Consider the following 19,505-nt stretch of genomic DNA (forward strand, 5'->3'; position numbering starts at 1 on the left):
CGCCACACGACATCCGGCTCGCGCGTGATGATGGAATAGCGGCCGTTGACGGCTCCGCCTTCGACGGATTCCAGCAGAAAAGCGTGAGGACGACCGTGCCCGACCTTCAGAAAGGCCGAGACGGGCGTCTCAAGGTCGTCCACCAGCCGACGCGTGACGACCTGGGGTCGTCCTTCGGACCAGGCCGCCGCGAAATCCTCGAACCGTGCTTCGGCAAAGACTGACGTCATTGCGCCGGGGCAGGCGTGCGGGGCGCGGTCGCCGCGCCCGGTGCGCCGCCCGCCGGCGCATCCGGTGCCGTCTCCGGCAGACCGAGGGCCAAGCGTGCCGCCGGCTCGTCATAGCCCACCTCGATACGCGCGGCCGCTGCCTTCAGAACGGTCTGCAGCACGCCGTTCATGTTCTCCTGGCTGAGCTGCGGATTGATCTGCTGAGCCAGTGGTGCCGCCAGGGCAGGGGCGGGTGCGGTGATCGCCTCGGTGCGGCCGATGACGAAGCTGTCGTTGCTCTGCTGGGCCGAGAAGACTTCCCCCTTGGCCGTCGTGAAGGCTCCACGGAACACGCCCGGTCCGACCTCGGCCTGGCTTTCGCGGGACATGGCCGCGCGGGTCTGGACCTGCGCACCGACCGAGGCGGCGACGGCGGCGAGATCCTCACCGCCCCGGACGCGTGCCGCCAGGGCATTGGACTTGTCTGTCAGCAGGCGGGCGTTCTCACGCAGGACCCACTGCTGGGCCAGCGGCCCCCGGATTTCGGCCAGAGGCGGCAGGGCTGCCGGCACAATGTTGTCCAGCCGAACGACGAAATACTGGCTGTTGCCGGCGTCGATGACCTCGCTGGCGGCACCCTTGTTGAGCGTCCACATCGACTCGAGAATGCGCGGCGGGCCGTTGAACTGCGAACCGTTCTGGAAGCGCCCTTCCTGGCTGACCAGCTGCACGGGCAGGGCACGGGCTCCGACCTGGGCGACGGCGTCGTCGACGGACTTGCCTTCGCCGCGGGCCGCCTCATAGGCCTGGACCCGGCGGTAGACACCGGCGCGCACGGCCTCGGCCTGCAGTTCCTCGACGATCTGCGGACGCACATCGGCCAGGGTGACAGGCCGACCGGCGGTGATGCCCGTCACCTGTGCCACGACGAAGCCGACGCGGGCCTGGATCGGATCGGAGACCTGATTGGCGGCCAGGCCGAACACGGCGGCGGCGATGGCCGGATCCGCGACGGCGGTGCGCGGCGTATCGGTATAGGTGGCAGGCTGCAGATTGTTCGCCTGACCCACGGCCTGGGGCGACTGACCTGCCTTCAGCGCTGCGGCGATGCGGTCGGCCGTGGCGCGGTCCGGCGCGGTCAGGGTGGCGAAGGTGCGACGCTCGGGCTGGGCCAGGCTGTCCTGACGCAGGCGGAAGCGTTCGGCGACGCGCTCTTCCGTCACGGCGGTCGAGACGTCGGCCGCATTGTCGAACAGGATGACGGTGGCGCTGCGGAACTCGGGATTGCGGATCTGGTCGGCGTTCTCGGCCATAAAAGCCGTCAACTGGGCATCCGTCGGCGCGCCGGCCGTACCGGCCATGGCCTGGGTTACCGTAAACCAGCGCGCATCGCGGGTCGCCAGCGATTGATTGGCCAGGACGGCAGCGTAGACGCGAGGCAGGCGGGCACCGCCACCGATCGCTGCGCCGATGTGACGCTCCATGATGCCGTCACGCTGACCCTCGTTAAACATCGCCGGTGTCAGACCCCTCTGCTGCAGTTCGGAGACGAAACGCTCTTCGCTGAACTGACTTGTAAGTGGGTCAAAGAACAGCGGCTGTTGCCGGATAAATTTGGTGATCAGTTCCGAACTGGGACGGACACCCGCCTTGGCGGCCCAGGCCAGAAAACCCATGGTTTCGGCCTTCTGCGACAGAAACTGGGTCAGGCCACCGCCCGCCGTCAGTTCCTCAAATGTCAGTGACCGTCCAGCCTGTTCGCCTTGCTGACGCAGGATGGCATCCATTTCGGCCTTGAACGCAGGTGCGTCGATGCTGCGATCACCGGCCTTGATGATGTGCTTGGGACCCAGATTGCCCAGCACGTCAAACTGACTGCCTCCCGTGACGACCAGCGCCAGGCCCAGCAGGACCAGCAGACCGACGGCCCATTTGGATTTGGCGAAGTTGCGGAACAGGGTCAGCATGTATCGGTCCTGGGGGCGCGTCTTGAGAGTATGGTCGGGCTATAGGGCCTCGAACCCCCCGACGGCAAGACGAGGTCACGGGATGATGGCCAAAGCCGGGCGTCGTTCACCCATCTTGCCTTGGCCCCCTGTGGCGACCTAGACAGTCGCGCATGAAACAATCCGTGAAGTTGATCGCCGGAAACTGGAAGATGAACGGCCTTGCCGCCGATCTGGCCGAGGTCGATGCCCTGGTTTCCGAACTGGCAAACGAGCCCGCACCCTGCCGGGTCGCTCTGTGTCCGCCTGCTACGCTGGTTCAGCGCATGGCGGATCGCGCGAAGGACACTCTCGTTGAAATCGGTGGACAGGACTGCAGTCCCGAAGCCAAGGGAGCCTTCACCGGCGACGTCTCGGCGGCAATGCTGGCCGATGCCGGGGCGACCCTGGTCATCGTCGGCCATTCCGAGCGGCGTCAGGGTCATGGAGAGACCGACGCCGTGGTCGCGGCCAAGGCCCAGGCGGCGTTCGAAGCCGGTCTGGCCCCGATCGTCTGTGTAGGCGAAACGCTCGAGCAGCAGGAGGCAGGGCAGGCGGTGGAGGTGGTGCGTCGCCAGGTGATGCAATCATTGCCTGCGGCCCTGGAGGGTCAGCCGTTTGCCGTTGCCTATGAGCCTGTCTGGGCGATCGGCACGGGCCTGACGCCGACGCTGCAGCAGATCGAGGAGGTCCATCGCGCGGTGCGCAGCGCCATGATCGAGCGGTTGGGTCTGGGTGTTGCGGCTGTGCCGATCCTGTACGGTGGCTCAGTCAAGCCAGACAATGCCGCCGATATTCTGGCCGTGCCGGAGGTTGGTGGCGCGCTGGTCGGGGGAGCATCCCTGAAAGCTGCGGATTTCCTGGGCATCATCCGGGCCGCCTGAGCGCCCAAGTCCGTTTGCTCCCACGCATCATCGATGATAGACGCCGCCGCTTGATCGGCGCAGGCGCGCCACACATATCGGCTGTCATGCTCCAGACCATTCTCCTCGTCGCCATGATCCTCGTCTCGATCGCGCTTGCCGGCGTGATCCTGATCCAGCGTTCCGAAGGGGGCGCGCTCGGCATGGGCGGCGGTCCGTCGGGCATGATGACGGCGCGCGGCGCGGGCAATCTGCTGACCAAGACGACCTGGGTTCTGTCCAGCCTGTTCTTCCTGCTGGCCATTGGCCTGACCATCCTGGGCAACGTCGAGCGTGCCGGTCAGTCGATCGTCGATCCCGACGCAATCGGTGAACTGGCCACGCCGCCATCGGGCCAGACTACGCCTGCCGACCAGCCCGCTACTCCGACCCCTGCTGCCCCGGCCGCGCCGTCACTGCAGGACCTGGAGAACAGCCTGTCGCAGCCCTCGGCTCCGGCAGCGTCTCCGGCTCCAGCCCAGCCCACGCCGGCTCAATAAGGATGAGCGGGGAGGTTATCCCCGCCTTCCGCTCCCGCCCGAATAGTCTGTCCAGCAACGCCGCCGAATCAGCGGTAAGGTGATCTCCCATGGCCCGTTACGTGTTCATCACCGGCGGCGTGGTTTCCTCATTGGGAAAAGGCCTCGCCTCAGCCGCTCTCGGCGCGCTTCTGCAGGCGCGCGGCTATAAGGTCCGCCTGCGTAAGCTGGATCCCTATCTGAACGTCGATCCGGGCACGATGAGCCCCTATCAACACGGCGAGGTCTTCGTGACCGACGACGGGGCCGAGACCGATCTGGACCTCGGCCACTACGAGCGGTTCACTGGCGTGTCGGCGGCCAAGTCGGACAACATCACAACGGGCCGCATTTATTCGACGATCCTGGAGAAGGAGCGGCGCGGGGATTACCTCGGCGCGACCGTGCAGGTGATCCCGCACGTCACCGACCAGATCAAATCCTTCTGCCTGACGCCGGCCCTGACCGATGAGGGCGAGGAGGTCGATTTCGTTCTCGTCGAGATCGGCGGCACGGTCGGGGACATCGAGGGGCTGCCCTTCTTTGAGGCCATCCGCCAGCTCGGCCAAGACCTGCCGCGTGGTCAGAGCTGCTTCGTGCACCTGACGCTGCTGCCTTTCATCAAGACCGCCGGCGAAATGAAGACCAAGCCGACGCAGCATTCGGTCAAGGAGCTGCGCTCGATCGGCATCCAGCCCGACATCCTGCTGTGCCGCTGCGAGTTTCCGATCCCAGAGGATGAGAAGCGCAAGATCGGCCTGTTCTGCAACGTCCGACCCAGCGGCGTCATCCAGGCCATGGACAGCGCGGACATCTACGCCGTGCCGCTGGACTATCACCGCGAGGGGCTGGACGCCGAGGTTCTGGCCCACTTCGGCATGACGGATGCGCCTGCGCCGGACCTGTCGCGCTGGGAAACCATCGCCCAACGCCGCCTGCATCCGGACGGTGAGGTCACCGTGGCCGTGGTCGGCAAATACACCGTCCTGAAGGACGCCTATAAGTCGCTGATCGAGGCGCTGCATCACGGCGGCGTCGCCAACAACGTCAAGGTCAACATCGATTGGGTCGAGGCCGACACCTTCGAGGGCGACCGCGACGCCTGCGAGGCGCGGCTGCAAGGCGCGCATGCGGTGCTGGTCCCCGGCGGCTTCGGCGAGCGGGGATCCGAGGGCAAGATCGAGGCGGCGCGGTTCGCCCGCGAGCGCAACATCCCCTATTTCGGCATCTGTTTCGGCATGCAGATGGCGGTGATCGAGGCGGCGCGGAATCTTGCTGGCTATCCCAAGGCGTCCTCGACGGAGTTCGGACCAACGTCGGAACCAGTCGTGGGCCTGATGACCGAATGGACGCAGGGCAATCAGCGGGTGTTGCGCCAGCAGGGGGGCGACCTTGGCGGTACCATGCGACTGGGGGCTTATGATTCGACGTTGAAGCCGGGTTCCAAGATCGCCCGGATGTACGGTTCGACTACCATCAGCGAGCGGCACCGCCACCGCTACGAGGTCAACATCAACTATCGCGAGGCCATCGAGGCCAAGGCGGGTCTGATCTTTGCCGGCCTGTCGCCCGACGGTGTCCTGCCCGAAACGGTCGAGCGCGAGGATCATCCCTGGTTTGTGGGCGTGCAGTATCACCCCGAGCTGAAAAGCCGGCCCTTCGCCCCCCATCCCCTTTTCGCCGGCTTCATCGAGGCAGCGGTGGTGCAGAGTCGGCTGGTCTGATCATTCGCTCCTTGGGCGGATCGACCGTCATCGAGGCGTCGGCATAGCTTCACGGTTCGTGCGTCGGACCGTCGTCTGTCGTGCATGAACGCTGGTTACCTCCGGACCCTGCATTTCAGCGGGGGACACCATGCGCACTTCGATCGGTTTCAGGACGCGGCTGCTTTGTGCCGCGACGGGGCTGGCCTTTGCCGGTCTGGCGAACGGCGCGGTGGCGCAGGACGCCGGTGAAGCGACTCAGCTGGACGAGATCGTCGTCACGGCGCAGCTGCGGGCGCAGGACCCGATCGAAGTGCCGTTCGCCCTGACGGCCTATACAGGCGACTTTTTGGAAAAGCTGGGCGTTCAGGAGTTCGATCAGCTGTCGGCCTTCGTGCCGGGCTTTCTGGTGCAGAACCAGTCGCCCAACAATCCGGGTTTCGTGATGCGCGGCATCACTTCCGATTCGGGTGCCTCGACCGCCGAGCCTCGTGTCTCGGTGTTCCAGGACGGCGTCTCGATCTCCAAGTCGCGCGGGTCTTACGTCGAACTATTCGATCTGGAGCGGGTCGAGATCGCCAAGGGGCCGCAATCGACCCTTTATGGTCGTGGAGCCCTGATCGGGGCGGTCAACATTGTCCAGAATCGTGCGCGGCCCGGCCTGTTCGACGCGGCTGCCTCGGTGGAGGTCGGCAACGACACCTATCGCCGCTATGATGGCATGATCAATGTGCCGCTTGGCGACGAAGCAGCTCTTCGTTTCGCCACCCGCCTGAAGACCCGTGACGGCTCGGTCGAGAACCTGCTGGGCATCGATGACTACAATAGCATCGACACCGAGGCCTTCCGTTTGTCGGGTGCCTGGCGTCCGTCCGAGGCCCTGCGCATCGACGTCATCGCCAACTACCAGCATGACGAGGCGTCGGGCACATCGTTCAAGTCCAACTTCTACCTGCCGTCCGACCCGAACACGGGTGCTGTGCTGGGGACCTCCGAGCCCTGGGAAGGCGCGGCCCTGACACCGTTCGCCAACTTCGACGGCGGCAAGACCTTGGGTCTGGACCGCGACGTCTGGGGCGTGACCGGCCTGGTGCGCTGGGACCTGACGCCGTCCATCAGCCTGAACTCCACGACGGCCTACCGCGAGTTCAACTCCTATGAGACGTTCGACGCCGACGGCCTGTCGCTGCCGCTGTTGACAGCAGCCGAGGATGCGCAAGGCGAACAATGGAGCCAGGAGTTCCGTCTGGCCTATGACGACGGCGGTCGTTTCAGCGGCTTCGTCGGGGCGGGCTGGTTCCGCGAGGAAGGCTTCCAGCGCACGCCGACGCAGTTCGACGAGCGGATGGCACTGGCCCAACTCGGCGGTCTTCTGGACGGGTCACCGACGACGGCGGGTCGCAACACCCTGCCTTCGGCCGCCTATCCGACCGTGGCGGCGGGCTTTCTGACCGCAGCCCTGACGCCGTTGGGGGCCGGGGCTTTCGCCGCGCCGATCGCGGCCAATCTGAAGGCCGGCCACATCGAAATCCCGATCAACAGCGCCGAGTTGACCTCTTACGACATCTTCGCCGACGCGACCTTCAAGGCCTCCGAGCGGCTCGAGTTCGCGGCGGGCCTGCGTTACACGAGCGACGACAAGACCACTGGCTATGCCAGCTCGGTCGCCAATGGTCGGTCCATTGCCGGTGGCTTGCTGGCGATCCTGAGCGGCGCGGTGCCCGCAGCCCAAGTGCCGGCCCTGCTGGCCGGTCTGGCCAATCCCAATGCAGTGAACCTGCCCGCCAACGTCCTGCCGCTGTTCGGTCTGACATCGCAGCCGACGGCGAACAATGGCGACTTCGTCTATCAGGATCTGGAGGACGACGGCTTCACGTGGCGTCTCACGGCCCGCTATGCCCTGTCCGACGACGCCAGCCTGTATGCCAACTATGCGCGCGGTCGTCGTCCGCAGGTGCTGAGCGTCAGCGGACCGTCCGCACCGCTGGGCGCCCCCACCTTCAACGTCATCGACGCCGAGACGGTCGACAGCTTCGAGGTCGGGGCCAAGACGGCCCTGATGGACCGTCGTCTGCGTCTGGAAGGGGCCGTCTTCTATTACGGCTACGAAAACTTCCAGACGACGATCCAGAACGGCACGACCTTCATCACGACCAATGCCGGCGAGGCCACGTCCTATGGTTTCGAGGGCCAGACGACCTATGAGGTTTCCGATGCCTTCGACATCTTCGCCACCTATGCCTACAACCATTCGCGGTTCGAGGCGGGTATCTTCGACGGCAATCGCTTCCGGCTGTCGCCGGACCACAAGGCGTCGATCGGTGCGACCTGGCGGGTGACCGCAGGGGATGGTCGGTTCGAGATCCAGCCGACCTATACCTGGCAGTCCAAGACCTTCTTCGACGACAACAACGACCTGCCTGCATTGCAGACCCGCAACTTCGTGGCCGATCTGGTTCAGGACGAGTTCCAGGACAGCTATGGCCTGCTGAACCTGCGGGCGCGCTATGTGCCGAACTCGGGCAACTGGGGCGTGGAGGCGTTCGGCGACAATATCCTGGACGAGGAATACATCAAGGATGCGGGCAACACGGGCGATGCCCTGGGCCTGCCGACCTTCATCGCAGGGCGCGGGGCCAGCTACGGCGTCGGCTTCACGGTCCGGTATTGAGGACATGACCATGAACATGGATCGCCGCAGCCTTCTGGGTCTGATCGGGGGCGGGGCCGTGGCCCTGCCGGCCAGTCAGGCGGGGGCGCAGACGCCCGGCACGGTCGCCTTCCTGCACGGCGTGGCCAGCGGCGATCCGGACCGGCACTCCGCGGTTTTCTGGACGCGGGTGACACCGGCCGATGCCAACTCTGGCGACATCGAGGTGCGGCTGGAAGTGGCGCGGGACGAGGCCTTTGCCGACATCGTGCGGACGTCCAGCGGGCTGCGGGCGCGGGCCGAGCGGGACTTTACCGTCAAGCACGATCTGGACGGCCAGGGGCTGGAGCCGGGTCAGGGGTATTTCTACCGCTTCGTGGCGGGAGATGTCGTCTCGCCGGTCGGTCGAGTCAGGACCCTCCCGGAGGGCGCAACGCCCGACCTCAGCCTGGCGGTCGTCTCCTGCCAGCTATATCCGGGCGGACTGTTCAACGCCTATGACGCCATCGCCAAGCTGGACCGGCTGGATGCGGTCGTCCATCTGGGCGACTACATCTATGAATATGGGGCCGAGGCCGACGACTATGGCATGGTCACGGGCGCGGCTCTGAACCGCCTGCCGCAGCCGCCGCACGAGATCGTCAGCCTGGAGGACTATCGGCTGCGTCACGCGCAGTACAAGTCCGATCCGGACCTGCAGGCGGCGCATGCGCGGGCCCCGTTCATCTGCGTCTGGGACGACCATGAGGTGACCAACGACAGCTGGGTCTCCGGGGCAGAGAACCATCAGCCGGAGACCGATGGCGACTATGCCACCCGCAAGGCGACGGCTCTGAGGGCCTATTACGAATGGATGCCCATTCGAGAGGCGGCTCCGGGAGCCTTGCGCGAGGCGATCAACCGGACCTTCCACTTCGGCGACCTGGCCAGTCTGATGATGGTTGAGACGCGGCTGTCGGGACGCAGCGAACAGCTGACCTATGAAAAGGACCTGACCTTCGCGGCCGGTCCGGACGGCCAGCCGGCGCCGGATGTGGCGGCATTCCGGACACGGCTGGCCGACCCCTCGCGCGATCTTCTGGATGCGCGACAGCGCGACTGGCTGGGCCGGGAGCTGGCGGCGTCGAAGGCGGCGGGGCGGCCGTGGCAGGTGCTTGGCAATCAGGTGGTCACCGCCCGCGTGGCCGGGCCGAACCTGTCGCAAATGGCCAGCCCGCAGCAGATCGCGACCATGATCGGCAGCCTGCCCGAGGCTGTGCGGCCGCAGGTGGCCCAGTTGATCGAACTGTTCAAATCGGGCCTGCCGTTCAATCTGGATGCCTGGGACGGCTATCCGGTCGGGCGCGAGCGTCTGTATCAGACGTTCAAGGTGGCGGGTGTGACCCCGGTGGTCCTGGCCGGCGATAGCCACGCCTTCTGGGTCAACGACCTGAAGGACGATGCCGGAGAGCGGCGGGCGGTGGAGTTCGGCACCAGCGCCATCTCGAGCCCCTCGCCGGGCGACTTCCTGGGGGCCTTCCCTCTGGGCATGGCCTTGACCCAAGCCAATCCGGAGGTCGAGTTCTGCGACCAGAAGGCCAAGGGGTTCGTGCTGCTGAAGTTCACGCCCGAGGCTCTGACGGCAGAACTGCACACGGTTTCGACCATCCTGGCCAAGCCGTACGAGGCGCGGGTCCTGGCGACGTATCGGGTGGCACAGGCAGACGGCGGCCTGGGTCCGCTGGAGAAGCAGGGCTAGCCACCCGCTCGCCAGAGGCGGGCGGATGTGGCATGGGGCGCACCCCATGACCGACCCGTCCGCCCCGTTCCGCGTCGCTGCCCTGTACCGCTTTGCGCCCGTCGCGGACTGCGCCGCCGTGCGCGACCGGCTGAAGGCGCTGTGCGGGAGCGAGGTCCGCGGCATCCTGCTGGTCGCGGCCGAGGGGATCAACGGGACGATCGCGGGGCCGGACGCAGCCGTAGAGGCGGTGATCGACGGCATCAAAGCGATGCCGGGGTTCGGGGAGTTGGACGTCAAATACTCCACCGCCGCCACGCCGCCGTTCCTGCGGCTGAAGGTCAAGATCAAGGCCGAGATCGTGACCATGGGCCAGGTCGGGCTGGATCCCGTGCGCCAGGCCGGGACCTATGTGGCCCCTGAGGACTGGAACGCCCTGATCGCCGATCCGGACACCGTCGTGATCGACACGCGCAATGACTATGAGGGCGCGATCGGGGCGTTTGCCGGGGCCGTCCAGCCCAATACCCGCAGCTTTCGAGAGTTCGCCGACTGGTTCGAGCGCGAGGGCCATGCCCTGCTGGATCGGCCCCATCCGCCGCGCGTGGCCATGTACTGCACCGGCGGCATCCGCTGCGAGAAGTCGACGGCCTATCTGAAGGCCCAGGGCGTGCAGGACGTGCACCATCTGGAAGGCGGCATCCTGCGCTATCTGGAAACGGTACCCGAGGATCAGAGCCTGTGGTCGGGCGAATGCTTCGTGTTCGACGAGCGGGTCGCGGTGGGTCACGGCCTGACCCCCGGTACCCACAGCCTGTGCCGGGGTTGCCGCATGCCGGTCAGCGAGGCCGATCGCGCCTCGCCCCACTATGTCGAAGGCGTCTGCTGCCCCCGCTGCCACGACGAGCGCTCTGACATTCAGAAGGCCCGCTATGCCGAGCGCAAGCGCCAGATGCAGATCGCCGAGGCTAAGGGCGTGGCCCATATCGGCGAGGTGGTGGGAACGGGCCGAAGCTCTAATCCCGCTGAGTGAGGCCTTCGACGGTCAGTCGGCCTTGTCGGAGGACTGGCCCGGCGCGGTCTTGAAGGTGTCGCCGACAACCGTGGCATCCGGTCCATCCGGCCCGGCGGCCTCGCGCGACTTCAGCCCGGTCCGGCGTACCGCCTCGTCCGAGGTGGCGGGATCCGGCTTGCCGCCCGGCGAGGCGGCGTTGTCCTGGCGTCCCTGAGACTGTTTATCGGCCATGGTCCTGATCCCTGAATGAGTGGTCCAGAGCCAACAGGGCTGGGGCGAACCGGTTCCCGGAAGGCGGCACCCGCCACAATAATGCGGCTGGGACAGGGTCCAGAAGGGTGGGTGTCTCCCCAAAAAAGGGGTGCCCTTTTCAGTTCTGAAACGCGGAGTGTCAGCCGGGTTTGAGGTGGGGCCGAAGCCCCATTGAGACCCGCGTTCCGATGATCATGACGATGTCAAAGACCCCTGCGCGGCGCGTATCGCCGCGGATACCGCCTGGACTGACAAGGGGAGGGTGCGGGGCGACCGCAAGGGGGCTGAAGCCCGAAATTCGTGGTTGGTGAGGGTCGAGAGTCTCCACTGCGGGGTCGGGAGGGGCGCAAGGATTGGGGTCGGGAAGGCACCATGAACCGACCCCTCCTGCCACCCGGTTCAGACCGTCGGAATGGTGCCTCCGTCGATCACATATTCCGCACCGTGAATGGCGGAGGCCCGCGTCGAGGCGAGGAAGACGATCAATTCGGCAACGTCTTCAGGCCTGGCGGCGCGGCCCAGCGGTATGCCGCCGAGCCCGTCCAGGACCGTCTGCCGGGCCTCTTCCACCGACCCTCCGGTCTCGGCCGCGATCCGCTGAAGCAGGGCGTCGGCCGCCTCGGTCGCGATCCAGCCGGGCGACACCACATTGACCCGAACGCCCTTCGGCCCAAGCTCTTTCGACAGGGCCTTGCTGTAGGTGGTCAGGGCCGCCTTGGCCGCCGCATAGGCGATGGTGGACTCCGGCAGCGGCAGGGCGCGCTGGATGGAGGCCACATGGACGATGGCCCCGTGTCCCCGCGCGATCATCTGGGGTGCCAGCAGCCGATCCAGACGGACGGCGGGCATCAGGTTCAGATCCAGCTCCGTGCGCCAGTGATCCTCGCTCAGGGCCGCGAAACCGCCTGCGGGCGACGACGAGCCGCCGACGACATGGGCCATGATGTCGATCCCGCCTAGGCGGGTCATCGCCGCCTCGGCCAGGGTCTCGCACCCGTCCAGCGTCAGGAGGTCGGCCTTGACGAACTCGGCCGCGTTCGACGTGGGGGAGGACTCCCGCGCGGCGGTGATGACGCGGGCCCCGCCGGCCAGGAAGCGGTCCACGGTCGCCCGGCCCGCGCCCTTGGTGCCAGCCGTGACGAGAACTCTCAGTCCCTCGAACTCCGTCGGATCAGGACGCGCGGTCACAGCGTGATCCTCAGCGCGCGGATGACATCGCCATCGAGGGTGAAGTGAAAGGTGAACCGCAGCGGGCTGCCCTTGAAGTCACCCGCCGTAGGCCCCTCGACGACAATGTCGTCGCCCTCGTGATGCAGGGTGTCAGGGGTGAAGATGGCCCTGCTGGCGAGGGTTTCGTGCTGGATCCACGATCGGATCTCGGCATGACCGACATGGCGATGCCGGTCGTCTTCCACGACGGCGTCAGGGGCGAAGGGCTGGACCATGCCCTCGAGGTCGAGGTGCGCATTGGCCGCGACATAGTCGGCGATGGGTCTGGGCAAGTCGGGGATCATCGGGCGCTCCGGCATGGCTGTTGTGTCCCGACCAAACTGGAAATAAGCTGTTGAGATGGCAAGTACAGACGAAAAGGTAAGGTACTCACCTGACGGTAAGCGGGTGGATTACACCCCGCAGACGGCCGCCTCGAGCGCCCAGAATGTGATCCGGATTCTGGAGGGACGGTGGAAGCTGGTCATCCTGTTCCAGCTGTTCGGAGCGAACGTCCGGCGCTTTTCGGAACTGGAACGGGCCATTCCCGGCGTGTCGCAGAAGATGCTGATCCAGCAGCTTCGACAGCTGGAGGTGGACGGTGTCGTCGCGCGTATCGTCCACCCGCAGGTGCCGCCCAAGGTCGAGTATCACCTGACGGAATGGGGACAGACCCTGTGTCCTGTGCTGGATAAGCTGTTGAACTGGGCCGAGGCGGCGCCTGATGCGGTCAGGCAGCGGCTGATCGATGCCGATCAACAGGCACAGGCCGTTTCGTAGACTGCCATCCCGGATCTATGGCGCCTTCGCTCTTCCACCGCGTTGAGACGGCTGGGACCGGACGGAGGCGGCGGTGCGCGGCGAACTGAAGACCTATCAGGCCAAGCGGAAGTTCGGCGAGACGCCGGAGCCGAAGGGCAAGAAGGCCGCGCGCGCGAAGGCGGGGCGGACCTATCTGATCCAGCGGCATGCGGCGACGCGGCTGCACTATGATTTCCGCATCGAGGCGGATGGGGTGCTGAAGTCCTGGGCGGTGACCAAGGCCCCGTCGCGGGACACCTCGGTCAAGCGGCTGGCAGTCGAGGTGGAGGATCATCCTTTGGACTATGGCGGGTTCGAGGGCACGATCCCGGACGGCAACTATGGGGCCGGTACGGTGCAGATGTGGGACACCGGCACCTGGGAGCCGCAAGAGCCGGATCTGGAGGCGGCCTGGGCCAAGGGCCAGATCAAGATGGTCCTGCACGGCGAGCGGCTGAAGGGGAAATGGGCGCTGATCCGGCTGAAGAGCGACCGGGGCAAGCCATCCAAGCGCAACAACTGGCTGTTGCTCAAGGAAAAGGACGACCATGCCGTTACCGGAGAAGGCGATGCCCTGGCCGAGATCGACGCCTCGGTGACGACGGGACGGTCGCTGGCCGAGATCGCCGAGGGCAAGGCGCAGTGGACCTCGTCCAAGCCGACGGGCCGCAAGGGGCCGGCCAAGCCCAAGCCGTCGAAGGCCGCGGCAAGCCGCGCGACGAAGCCGCCTGCGTTTGTGCCAATACAACTGTGTAAGGTGGTCGATCATCCGCCGGGGGCCAAGGCCTGGGCGCATGAGATCAAGTTCGACGGCTATCGGCTGCAGGTCGGCATCGGTGGGGGCAAGGCGGTGTTACGCACCCGCAAGGGGCTGGACTGGAGCGACCGGTTCGCGGATTTGGCGTCCGATGCGGCGGCGTGGCCTGACGCGGTGATCGACGGGGAACTGTGCGCCCTGGACGGCGATCACATGCCGGACTTCTCGGCCCTGCAGGCGGCGATCTCGGACGGGAAGACGAGCGGCTTGGTCTATTTCGCCTTTGACCTGTTGTTCGAGGGCGGCGAGGACCTGCGCAAACTGCCGCTGTCGCATCGCAAGGCGCGGCTGCAGGCCTATGTGGATCGCGTGGGCCAGACGGCCGGGACGCGGCTGCGCTATGTCGAGCATTTCGCCTCGACCGGTCAGGCGGTGCTGGAAAGCGCCTGCCGGATGGATCTGGAGGGGGTGATCTCCAAGAAGCTGGATGCGCCCTACCACGCCGGGCGGTCGAGCAGCTGGGTCAAGTCCAAGTGCCGGGGCCGTGACGAGGTGGTCATCGGCGGCTGGTCGTCCGAAGGCGGAACGCGGTTCCGCTCGCTGCTGGTCGGGGTAAAGGACAAGGGCGGTCTGCGCTATCTGGGCCGGGTCGGTACCGGCTATGGCGAGGCGGTGACGAAGACGCTGGTGCCCGCCTTGAAGGGGGTGTCGGCGGACAAGAGCCCCTTCAGCGGTGCCGGCGCGCCCAAGGCGGCGAAGGACATTCACTGGGTCAAGCCGGTGCTGGTCGCCGAGGTCGAGCACGGCGGCTATACCGAGAGCGGCTCGCTGCGCCAGGCGGCGTTCAAGGGGCTGCGCGAGGACAAGACCGCCGCCGAGGTGACGGAGGCGCCGCAGGCCCCGGCCAGCACTCTGGCGAAGGCGTCCGCACCGAAGACGGAGAAGGCCACCACCACGGTCAAGGCCGCGCCCAAGGCCGGCAAGGGTAAGGTCATTGTGGCAGGCGTGACCATCTCCAGCCCGGACAAGGTGCTTTGGCCTGCCGTCGGCGACCGTCCCGCCATCACCAAGGCGGATCTGGCCCGCTATTACGAGGCGGCGGCCGAGCGCATCCTGCCCCATGTCGGCGACCGGCCCACCTCGATCATTCGCGCGCCCGACGGGATCACGGGCGAGACCTTTTTTCAGCGCCACGCCATGGCCGGGTCCAACCCCCGACTGAAGCTGATCGACGTCAAGGCGCGGACGCCCTATGTCGCCGCCGTCGATGTCGGGGGGCTGGTGGCGATCGGCCAGGCGGGCGGACTGGAACTTCACCCTTGGGGCTGTGCGCCGGGCCAGCCTGAGGTGCCGGACCAGATCACCTTCGACCTGGACCCCGACGAGGGGCTGGACTTCGGCGACGTGATCGCGGCGTCCAAGGTGGTGAAGGCGAAGCTGGAGGCGCTGGGGCTCAAGCCGTTCGTGAAGACCACCGGCGGCAAGGGTCTGCACGTCGTGGTGCCGATCAAGTCGGACGCCCGCAGCCGCGTGACCTGGGATCAGAACAAGGCTTTCGCCAAGGCGGTGTCCGAGGCAATCAGGATCGACGCCCCCGACCGCTTCACCACCACCTTGGCCAAAAAGGCACGGGGCGGGAAGATCTTCATCGACTACCTGCGCAACGGTCGGATGGCGACGGCGGTGGCCCCCTGGTCGCCGCGCGCCAGACCGGGAACGGGCATTGCCTATCCGTTGTCGTGGGGTCAGGTGAAGGCCGGGCTGGATCCGGCGGCCTTCAACCTGTGGACATACGAGGGTCTGCTGAAGAAGGCTGATCCGTGGAAGGATTTCCGGGCCTCGGCAGTCAGCCTGAAACAGGCGCTGAAGGCGATGAAGGTCTAAGCCGCCGCCTTCTTCTTCGCAGGAGCCTTTTTCGCCGCGGCTTTCCTGGCGGGAGCTTTCGCGGCCTTGGCGGCGGGCTTCTTCGCCCCGGTGGCCGATCCCTTCAGGCTGTTCTTAAGCGCCGCCATCAGGTCGATGACGTTGGTGTCGTCGGGTTCGGCGACATCGACCGTGCCCTTGCCGTCCTTGGTCTTGGCCGCGATCATGTCGCGCAGGGCGTCGTCGTAGCGGTCCTTGAAGTCCGAGGCGTCGAAGTCGGCTTCCTTCTGGCTGATGATGCGGGCGGCGATCTCGACCATGTCGGCGTCGGCCTTGACCGTCGGGATGTCGTCGAAATAGTCGGCGGCGTCGCGGACCTCATCATGAGCGCGCAGCGTGTAGGCCACTAGCCCCTTGCCCCGGACCTCCAGCGCCAACTGACGCTCCTTGCCGCGCAGGACCAGGCAGCCCAGGGCCACCTTGCCCTGTTTCTTCATGGCGTCGCGGATGACGGCGAAGGCTTCGACGCCTGCGCCCTTTTCCGGAACGACGAAGAAGGGGGAGTCCCAGAACAGGCGGTCGATGTCGGCCTCGTCCACGAACTTGTCGATGGAGATGGTCCTGGTGCTCTCCAGCTTGACCTTATCGAAGTCGGCGTCGTCGAACAGGACGTATTCGTCCTTGGACACCTCATAGCCGCGCACCAGATCGCTGCGCTCGACCGGGCCGGTGTCTGGATCGGTCGGCACCATGCGGATGCGGTTGTTGGTGTCCGGATTGATCAGATGAAAGCGGACATCATTGGTGCTGGTGGTCGCCGTGAACAGCGCCACCGGACAGGTGACCAGCGACAGCTTCAGATGTCCCTGCCAGGTCGGTCGCGCGGCCATATCGTCTCTCCCGTGAGCCCCCTAAATGCGGCCGGAGGGGAAAGGGTTCGATGGAGCGGTCCGGACGAGCGGCCCCTCAATCGTCGGCGAGCACCGACTTGTCTCCTGGCCCAGCGGCCGGATCGGCCGGGGCAGCGAGCGCGGTCGGTTGTTTCGACAGGGCCGTAGCCAGGGCGTCGCGGTCCAGCTCACCCTCCCAGCGGGCGACAACAAGGGTCGCCACGGCATTGCCGATGAAGTTGGTCAGGGCCCGGCACTCGCTCATGAAGCGGTCGATGCCCAGGATCAGCGCCATGCCCGCCACGGGTACGTCCGGTACCACCGACAGGGTCGCTGCCAGGGTGATGAAGCCCGCACCCGTGATGCCGGCCGCGCCCTTGGAACTGAGCATGGCGACCAGCAGCAGGGTGATCTGTTGGGTGAGGGTCAGCTCGATGTTCAGCGCCTGGGCGATGAACAGGGCCGCCATCGTCATATAGATGTTGGTGCCGTCCAGATTGAAGGAATAGCCGGTGGGCACCACCAGCCCGACCACCGACTTGGACGCTCCGGCCCGCTCCATCTTCTGCAGCAGGCTGGGCAGGGCGGCTTCGGACGAGGACGTTCCGAGCACCAGCAGCAGCTCCTCCTTCAGATAGCGGACCAGTTTGAAGATGGAAAAGCCGTTGGCCCAGGCGACTAGCCCCAGAATGCCGAACACGAAGACGGCGGCGGTGACGTAGAAGGTGGCGACCAGGGCGGCCAGGTTGGCGATGGATCCAATGCCGTATTTGCCGATGGTAAAGGCGAAGGCTCCGAACGCCCCGATGGGTGCCGCCTTCATCAATATGGCCACCAGTTTGAAAAAGGCGGTGGATAGGGACTCCAGCAGCCGCAGCACCGGCTTGCCCGCATCACCGACCATGACCAGCGCGATGCCGAACAGCACCGAGATGAACAGGACCTGGAGGATGTTGCCCTCGGAGAAGGCGGAGACGACGGTGTCGGGAATGATCGACAGCAGGAAACCCACGATGGTCGATTCATGCGCCTTGGCCGCGTAGTCGGCGACGGCGGCGGCATCCAGCGAGGCGGGATCGATGTTCAGGCCGCGGCCCGGCTGAACCAGATTGGCGATGATCAGGCCGACGATCAGGGCCAGGGTCGAGAAGGTCAGGAAATAGGCGAACGCCTTGCCGACCACGCGACCCACGCTGCCAAGATTGCTTATGCCCGCGATGCCGGTGACGATGGTCAGGAAGATCACCGGCGCGATGATCATCTTCACCAGCTTGATGAAGCCGTCGCCCAGGGGTTTCAGCTGCTCGCCCAGACCGGCGATGGCCTGGCCGTCCGGTCCGATGGTACTGGGGAAGAAATGTCCGATCAGCCCGCCCATGAAGATGGCGAACAGGACCTGGAAATAGAGTTGGGCATAGAGCGGCTTGCGCTTGACCGGCTGGCCGTCGGGGGCGGTGAGAGCGCCGATCTGCATGTTGTGCCTCGTAATGCGGGCGCCAAACGTGCAGCGATTCTGGCGGAAGCGGTGGGATTCGAACCCACGGACGGCTTTCACCGTCGCTGGTTTTCAAGACCAGTGCCTTAAACCACTCGGCCACACTTCCTGATCGACGGCGAGGCCTTCTGGGGCTGTGCACCGTGCGGACCGGCGACATAGCGCAGAAGGTTGCGTTAACCAAAGCGGAAATCTGTTGCCCGATACTGACCGCCTGAGTTCGATGCAGGAGTGGCGCAGTGACGGCGAGGATTGCGAAAGGTCTGGTCGTGGCGGCGGTGATGTCGCTGCTGGCGGCGTGCGCCAGTGGGGCGTCGTCAGGCGGGATTGGTGGCGGTCGGCTGGCCGATGCGGGGCCGATGCCGGTGGTGACCGATCCGGCGCCGATCGTGTCGGGAACCATGCGCCCCTATCAGATCCGGGGACGGTGGTACCGGCCCGAGGAGCAGCCGAACTATGACGAGACGGGGCTGGCGTCCTGGTACGGGGCGCAGTTCAACGGGCGGCCGACGGCGACTGGCGAGCGGTTCGACATGCATGCGCTGACGGCGGCGCACAAGACCCTGCCGCTGCCAGGGCTGGTGGAGGTGACCAATCTGGCCAATGGCAGGCGCATCGTGGTGCGGGTCAATGATCGCGGGCCGTTCGCGGAAGGGCGGATCATCGATCTGTCGCGCGGGGCGGCCGAGGCGCTGGACCTGTTGCAGCGGGGCGTGGGCGAGGTGCGGGTGCGCTATCTGGGCCGGGCCCCGCGCGAGGGTGGCGGCACGACGATGCAGTATGCGGCGGCCGAGCCGGTGGCGGCGGGTCCGACGGCCTTGCGCGGGCCGGTGCCCTATCTGTCGGTGGCGGGCGGGCAGGGGGCGGTCATGGCTGCGGTTCCTGCGGCCCCGGTATCTGAACCCGTGCGATATGAGGCTCCGACCCCTATGGTGAGGGCCCCGACAGTGCCATCGCCAGTAGCGGGCCAGTGGGTTCAGGCGGGGGCCTGGGCCGATGCGCGGGCGGCGCGGCGGGCGGCGGAAACTCTGGGCGGCAGCGCCCGGGTCGAACAGGATGCGGGCGGGGCCTGGCGGGTGCTGGTGGGGCCCTGGCCCGATGCCAGTGCGGCGGAACGGTCGCGGCGGGCGGTGATATCGCGCGGCTATCCCGACGCCCTGTTGATATCGACGCAGTAAAGCTTGCGAAGACGCCCGGCGTCGCCATTGTGCGCCGGTGACCCAAGGCAGATTCATCACATTCGAAGGCGGCGAAGGCACCGGCAAGTCGACCCAGGTCGCGCGCTTGGTCGAGCGGCTGCGTGCGCGGGATCTGGAGGTTGTGCAGACGCGCGAGCCGGGCGGCTCGCAAGGGGCCGAGGAGATCCGCAACCTGGCCCTGAACGGCGACGCCGGGCGCTGGTCGCCGATGACCGAGACGCTGCTGATGTTCGCGGCGCGGTCGGACCATCTGGAGCGGACTGTGCGACCCGCGCTGGAGGCGGGGCGGTGGGTGGTCTGCGACCGGTTCGCCGATTCCAGCCGCGCCTATCAGGGGGTG

16 protein-coding genes, 1 tRNA gene and 1 pseudogene are annotated in these 19,505 nt (G+C 66.4%); 10 read left to right on the forward strand and 8 right to left on the reverse strand.

What is annotated here, in order from left to right; all coding sequences use genetic code 11:
* Positions 1-230: pseudogene (locus JHC81_RS09245) on the reverse strand (anthranilate synthase component I); the annotation flags it as partial.
* The gene (locus JHC81_RS09250) at positions 227-2,176 is read right to left on the reverse strand and encodes a peptidyl-prolyl cis-trans isomerase (RefSeq protein WP_292173655.1); all 1,950 of its coding nucleotides are present in this window, start codon (positions 2,174-2,176) and stop codon (positions 227-229) included. The pseudogene JHC81_RS09245 and the gene JHC81_RS09250, both read right to left, overlap by 4 nt.
* A 152-nt stretch (positions 2,177-2,328) precedes the next feature.
* Here JHC81_RS09250 and tpiA point away from each other — a divergent pair, with 152 nt between their 5' ends.
* The 6 genes from tpiA (at position 2,329) to JHC81_RS09280 (ending at position 10,717) form a co-directional block, all read left to right on the forward strand.
* Positions 2,329-3,078: a triose-phosphate isomerase gene (tpiA, locus tag JHC81_RS09255; protein WP_292173657.1), complete on the forward strand. Its 750-nt coding sequence runs from the start codon at positions 2,329-2,331 to the stop codon at positions 3,076-3,078.
* Positions 3,079-3,164: 86 nt separating this feature from the next.
* Positions 3,165-3,596: a preprotein translocase subunit SecG gene (gene secG, locus JHC81_RS09260; protein WP_292173659.1), complete on the forward strand. Its 432-nt coding sequence runs from the start codon at positions 3,165-3,167 to the stop codon at positions 3,594-3,596.
* An 89-nt stretch (positions 3,597-3,685) separates the two neighbouring features.
* Positions 3,686-5,338 carry a CTP synthase gene (locus JHC81_RS09265; protein WP_292173661.1) on the forward strand — a complete coding sequence of 551 codons (1,653 nt, stop codon included), beginning with the start codon at positions 3,686-3,688 and terminating at the stop codon, positions 5,336-5,338.
* Between the two features lie 130 nt (positions 5,339-5,468).
* A complete protein-coding gene (locus JHC81_RS09270) occupies positions 5,469-7,988 on the forward strand; it encodes a TonB-dependent receptor (RefSeq protein WP_292173663.1) in 2,520 nt (839 codons plus the stop codon).
* Positions 7,989-7,998: 10 nt separating this feature from the next.
* On the forward strand, positions 7,999-9,705 hold the full coding sequence (locus JHC81_RS09275; protein WP_292173665.1) for an alkaline phosphatase D family protein: 1,707 nt from the start codon (positions 7,999-8,001) through the stop codon (positions 9,703-9,705).
* A gap of 46 nt (positions 9,706-9,751) precedes the next feature.
* Positions 9,752-10,717, forward strand: a complete 966-nt coding sequence (locus tag JHC81_RS09280; protein WP_292173667.1) for a rhodanese-related sulfurtransferase — start codon at positions 9,752-9,754, stop codon at positions 10,715-10,717.
* A 12-nt stretch (positions 10,718-10,729) separates the two neighbouring features.
* Here JHC81_RS09280 and JHC81_RS09285 read toward each other — a convergent pair whose 3' ends face one another.
* From JHC81_RS09285 to JHC81_RS09295, 3 genes are all read right to left on the reverse strand, one after another.
* Positions 10,730-10,930, reverse strand: a complete 201-nt coding sequence (locus JHC81_RS09285) for a hypothetical protein (protein ID WP_292173669.1) — start codon at positions 10,928-10,930, stop codon at positions 10,730-10,732.
* A gap of 420 nt (positions 10,931-11,350) precedes the next feature.
* Complete coding sequence (locus JHC81_RS09290; RefSeq protein WP_292173671.1) at positions 11,351-12,139, reverse strand: SDR family oxidoreductase; 789 nt, start codon at positions 12,137-12,139, stop codon at positions 11,351-11,353.
* Positions 12,136-12,465, reverse strand: a complete 330-nt coding sequence (locus tag JHC81_RS09295; RefSeq protein WP_292173673.1) for a nuclear transport factor 2 family protein — start codon at positions 12,463-12,465, stop codon at positions 12,136-12,138. Before JHC81_RS09295 ends, JHC81_RS09290 begins: the two co-directional genes overlap by 4 nt.
* Positions 12,466-12,568: 103 nt before the next feature.
* Between JHC81_RS09295 and JHC81_RS09300 the strand changes: the two genes are divergently transcribed.
* Both JHC81_RS09300 and ligD read left to right on the forward strand, forming a co-directional pair.
* Positions 12,569-12,940 carry a winged helix-turn-helix transcriptional regulator gene (locus tag JHC81_RS09300; protein WP_292173675.1) on the forward strand — a complete coding sequence of 124 codons (372 nt, stop codon included), beginning with the start codon at positions 12,569-12,571 and terminating at the stop codon, positions 12,938-12,940.
* A 73-nt stretch (positions 12,941-13,013) separates the two neighbouring features.
* Entirely contained in the window at positions 13,014-15,602 is a 2,589-nt protein-coding gene (gene ligD, locus JHC81_RS09305) for a DNA ligase D (protein WP_292173677.1), read from the forward strand.
* On the opposite strand, the gene JHC81_RS09310 is transcribed toward ligD, so the two are convergent.
* From JHC81_RS09310 to JHC81_RS09320, 3 genes are all read right to left on the reverse strand, one after another.
* The gene (locus JHC81_RS09310) at positions 15,599-16,471 is read right to left on the reverse strand and encodes a Ku protein (RefSeq protein ID WP_292173680.1); all 873 of its coding nucleotides are present in this window, start codon (positions 16,469-16,471) and stop codon (positions 15,599-15,601) included. The genes ligD and JHC81_RS09310 overlap by 4 nt on opposite strands.
* Before the next feature lie 76 nt (positions 16,472-16,547).
* Entirely contained in the window at positions 16,548-17,945 is a 1,398-nt protein-coding gene (locus JHC81_RS09315; RefSeq protein WP_292173682.1) for a dicarboxylate/amino acid:cation symporter, read from the reverse strand.
* A 40-nt stretch (positions 17,946-17,985) separates the two neighbouring features.
* Positions 17,986-18,075, reverse strand: a tRNA-Ser gene (locus JHC81_RS09320).
* A gap of 130 nt (positions 18,076-18,205) precedes the next feature.
* On the opposite strand from JHC81_RS09320, the gene JHC81_RS09325 reads away from it, so the two are divergent.
* Together JHC81_RS09325 and tmk are read left to right on the forward strand one after the other, a co-directional pair.
* Positions 18,206-19,144 carry a septal ring lytic transglycosylase RlpA family protein gene (locus JHC81_RS09325; protein ID WP_292173685.1) on the forward strand — a complete coding sequence of 313 codons (939 nt, stop codon included), beginning with the start codon at positions 18,206-18,208 and terminating at the stop codon, positions 19,142-19,144.
* Between the two features lie 37 nt (positions 19,145-19,181).
* On the forward strand, positions 19,182-19,505 hold a 324-nt coding region (gene tmk / locus JHC81_RS09330), incomplete at its 3' end, for a dTMP kinase (RefSeq protein WP_292173687.1).

Origin of the sequence: Brevundimonas sp., assembly GCF_016463295.1 — a bacterium.
GTDB lineage: Bacteria > Pseudomonadota > Alphaproteobacteria > Caulobacterales > Caulobacteraceae > Brevundimonas.